Here is a 4,184-nt window from a genome sequence, read left to right as displayed (position 1 = left end):
ACGGACGCGATGATGCCGACGGTCCGCGGCCCGCCGTCGACCAGGAACGACTCGGCCGGCGCGCTGCCGCGTTTCGACGCGTCGTCCGGGGTCAGGTGGAACCGGTCGGTGAGCATGGCGAGGATCTCCTCGGCGGTGACCATCGTCGCCCGGTTCCAGCCGTGCTGGGCGTCCAGCGGCATCTGCTCGATGAACCGCAGTTCGTACCCGCGTTCGAGGCAGAACTCCAGCAATTGCGGCGCTTCCGTGTCATTGACGCCGCGCATCAGGACGGCGTTCACCTTCACCGGCGTCAGGCCGGCGTCGTGCGCGGCCTCCAGCCCGGCGAGCACGTCCTTCAGCCGGTCCCGGCGGGCGAGCTGCTCGAACGTGTCCGCGTTCACCGTGTCGAGGCTCACGTTCACCCGGTCCAGGCCGGCGTCCTTCAGCGCCTGCGCCTGGCGGGCGAGCCCGATCCCGTTGGTGGTCAGCGAAATCTCGGGACGTGGCGCGAGTTCCGCCGTCCGGGCGACGATGCCGACCAGGCCGCGGCGCAGCAGCGGCTCGCCGCCGGTGAAGCGGATCTCCTGCACGCCGAGCTTGGTGACCGCCACCGAGACCAGGCGGACCACCTCGTCGTCGGTGAGCAGCTCGGGCTTGCCGAGCCAGTCCAGGCCTTCCTCCGGCATGCAGTACGTACAGCGCAGGTTGCAGCGGTCGGTGAGCGAGACCCGGAGGTCGGTCGCGACCCGGCCGTAGCGGTCCGCCAGGCCGTCGCGCGTCGCTTGCTGGATCGCCGTCATCCCCCCAGCGTACGTGCCGGGCGTCGGCCGTTTCAGGGGATGGCTTAAGTTCGAGACGTGGGTCGCATGATGAACATCCGCTGGATCACCGCCGCGCTGGGGGTCCTGGTGCTGGCTGCCGTGTGTGTCGCACTCGGCCGCTGGCAGCTGCACCGGCTCGACGAACGCAAGGCACGCAACGAGGTGACCCGGTCGAACCTGGCCGCCCAGCCCGCGCCCCTGGACCAGATCGTCGGCCCGCAGGGCGTCGTCGGCGACCAGCACGCCTGGCGCACCGCGATCGTCACCGGGCGCTACGACGCCTCGAAGCAGATCGTCCTCAAGTACCGCAACGTCCAGGACAAGCCCGGCTTCGAGATCGTCACGCCGCTGATGCTGCCCGACGGGAAGGCGGTGCTGGTCGACCGCGGCTTCATCGCCCGGCAGAGCTCGGAGCTGATGCCGCTGCACGTCCCCGCCGTACCGAGCGGGGAGGTGACCGTCACCGGACGCCTGCAGCGCAGCGAACGCGGCGGCAGCACCACCGGCGGTACGCCGGACAACGGGACGGCCCGGCTGATCAACGGACCCGATTTCGCGAAGGTCCTCGGCCTGAACCTGTACGACGGCTACGTGCAGATCACCAAGCAGGATCCGGCCAACGACCCCGCGTTCGGCGGGTTCCCCGGCCCGGAGATCGACGACGGTCCACACTTCTTCTACGCACTGCAGTGGTTCTTCTTCGCGCTGCTGGCGATCGGTGGGCTGGTCTATTTCACGAAAACGGGAGGCCGCAGTGACAAGTCGGAGTCCTCGGACAGCGACGCAGTCGAGCAGCCCGCGGCCCACGCCGGAGCGGCGGATTGAGGACTACGCGCTGATCGGTGACCTGCAGACCGCCGCACTGGTGTCGAAGCAGGGCTCGATCGACTGGCTGTGTTTTCCGCGGTTCGACTCCCCCGCCTGCTTCGCGGCATTGCTCGGTACCGACGACAACGGCCACTGGCGGATCGCGCCCCGGGACGCGGACGCGGTCAGCAGCCGGCACTACCGCGGCGACACGCTGGTCCTGGAGACCGAGTGGTCGACGCCGACCGGTTCGGTACGGGTGATCGACTTCATGCCGCCCCGGGACACCGCGCCGGACGTGGTCCGGATCGTCGAGGGCATCCGCGGCACGGTCGAGATGCGGTCCGAGCTGAAGCTGCGGTTCGACTACGGTCACGTGGTTCCGTGGGTACGCCGGTCCGACGGGCAGATCGACGCGATCGCGGGACCCGACGCGGTCTCGCTGCGCTCCGACGTCCACCAGTACGGCCGGGATCTCACGACGTACGGCGACTTCCGGATCGGCAAGGGCGACCGGGCCTGGTTCGTGCTGACCTGGCACCCGTCGCACCACCCGGTGCCGCGGGCGACCGACGCGCTGGCGTCGCTGCAGCCGACCGAGGACTACTGGACCGAGTGGATCGGCCGCAGTACGAGCACCACCGAGCTCAGCGAGGAGGTGACCCGCTCGATCCTGACGCTGAAGGCGCTGACCTACGCGCCGTCCGGCGGGATCGTCGCGGCCCCGACCACGTCGTTGCCCGAGGCGCTCGGCGGCTCCCGGAACTGGGACTACCGGTACTGCTGGTTGCGGGACGCAACGATGACCCTGTCCGCGATGCTCCGCGCCGGGTACTCCGACGAGGCCGAGGCCTGGCGGAACTGGCTGCTCCGCGCGGTCGCCGGCTCCCCGCAGGACGTGCAGATCATGTACGGCGTGACCGGCGAGCGGCGGCTGACCGAGTTCGAGGCCGGCTGGCTGCCCGGATTCGCCGGGTCGGCACCGGTACGGATCGGGAACGCGGCCGCCGAACAGCTGCAGATCGACGTGTTCGGCGAGGTGATGGACGTGCTCGCGCTGGCCCGGGAGCACCAGATCGGGGCGATCGAGGAGGCCTGGCAGGTGCAGCTCGGGCTGATGCGGCACCTGGACGAGGTCTGGAACCAGCCCGACGAAGGGATCTGGGAGGTCCGCGGCGGGCGGCAGCACTTCACGTACTCGAAGGTGATGGCCTGGGTCGCGTTCGACCGGGCCTCCCGGGCGGTCGAGCGGTTCGGGTTGAGCGGGCCCGCGAAGGAGTGGCGGGCGCGCGCGGACGAGATCCACAAGGCGGTCTGCGAGCAGGCGTACGACCCGGACCGGAACACCTTCACGCAGGCGTACGGGAGCAAGGCGCTGGACGCCGCCGTACTGCTGATCCCGCAGGTCGGGTTCCTGCCGGCCGACGATCCGCGGGTGGTCGGCACGGTGGACGCCGTACAGCGCGAGCTGACCGCCGACGGGTTCGTCCGGCGGTACCTGACCGAGCACACCGACGACGGGCTGAACGGCGACGAGGGCACGTTCCTGATCTGCTCGTTCTGGCTGGCCGACGCGCTGGCGATGGTCGGCCGGGTCGGCGAGGCCCGCGACCTGTACGAGAAGCTGGTTGCCCTGCGCAACGACGTCGGCCTGCTCGCCGAGGAGTACGACGTGAGCTCCGGGCGGATGCTCGGCAACTTCCCGCAGGCGTTCTCGCATCTCGGCCTGGTGAACACCGCCTGGCACCTGACCACCGCGGAGTCCCCGTTACGTAGGTCGGCGTACTAGTTTCTTGCCGTCGGCCACGGTCGAGGTGCGCGCCGGGGTGCGGTGCGGCAGGATGGTGGTGTGGACCTCGGACTGCGCGATCGCACCTACATCGTCACCGGCGCCAGCGCCGGGCTCGGCTTCGCCACCGCGAAGGCGCTGGCCGCCGAAGGCGCGCGGCTGGTGATCTCCAGCCGGAGCGAGGAGTCGATCGCCCGGGCCGCCGCCGAGCTGGGCGGGAACGTGGTCGGGATCCCGGTCGACAACGCCGACCCGGAGAGCGCCGAGCGGCTGGCCGCGACCGCGATCGCCAAGTGGGGCGAGCTGCACGGCGCGTTGATCAGCGTCGGCGGACCGCGGGCCGGGACCGCGCTGGAGACCGACGAGGAGGACTGGCGGGCCGCGTTCGACAGCGTGTTCCTCGGCGGGCTGCGGATCGCCCGGGCGGTCGCCCGGGCCGGGGCCGAGGGGACCTCGATCGCGTTCGTGCTGTCGTCCTCGGTGAAGTCCCCGATCAACGGGCTGGCGATTTCCAACGGGCTCCGCCCCGGGCTGGCGATGGTCGCGAAGACGCTCGCCGACGAGCTCGGGCCGAACGGCATGCGGGTGAACGGCCTGATGCCCGGCCGGATCGCCACCGACCGCCTGAAGGAACTGGACGGCAGGTCCGGCGACCCGGAGGCCGCCCGCCGCGCGTCCGAGAAGACCATCCCGCTGCGCCGCTACGGCACCCCCGACGAGTTCGGCCGCGTCGCCGCCTTCGTCCTCTCCCCCGCCGCCTCCTACCTCACCGGCGCCATCATCCC

Annotated in this window: 4 protein-coding genes; 3 read left to right on the top strand and 1 reads right to left on the bottom strand. The window is 70.9% G+C overall.

Annotated elements, in window-relative coordinates; translation table 11 throughout:
- On the bottom strand, positions 1-782 hold a 782-nt coding region (gene moaA / locus VFF46_RS12705; protein ID WP_325037294.1), incomplete at its 3' end, for a GTP 3',8-cyclase MoaA.
- 66 nt (positions 783-848) lie between these two features.
- Here moaA and VFF46_RS12700 point away from each other — a divergent pair.
- From VFF46_RS12700 to VFF46_RS12690, 3 genes are all read left to right on the top strand, one after another.
- Positions 849-1,628, top strand: a complete 780-nt coding sequence (locus VFF46_RS12700; protein WP_325037295.1) for an SURF1 family protein — start codon at positions 849-851, stop codon at positions 1,626-1,628.
- Entirely contained in the window at positions 1,558-3,399 is a 1,842-nt protein-coding gene (locus tag VFF46_RS12695) for a glycoside hydrolase family 15 protein (protein ID WP_325037293.1), read from the top strand. Before VFF46_RS12700 ends, VFF46_RS12695 begins: the two co-directional genes overlap by 71 nt.
- 60 nt (positions 3,400-3,459) lie before the next feature.
- On the top strand, positions 3,460-4,184 hold a 725-nt coding region (locus tag VFF46_RS12690; RefSeq protein ID WP_325037292.1), incomplete at its 3' end, for an SDR family oxidoreductase.

This window comes from Kribbella sp. (genome assembly GCF_035655035.1).
Classification (GTDB): domain Bacteria; phylum Actinomycetota; class Actinomycetes; order Propionibacteriales; family Kribbellaceae; genus Kribbella.
Note: the sequence above shows the minus strand (reverse complement) of the source record. Positions and strands in the feature narration are given on the sequence as shown.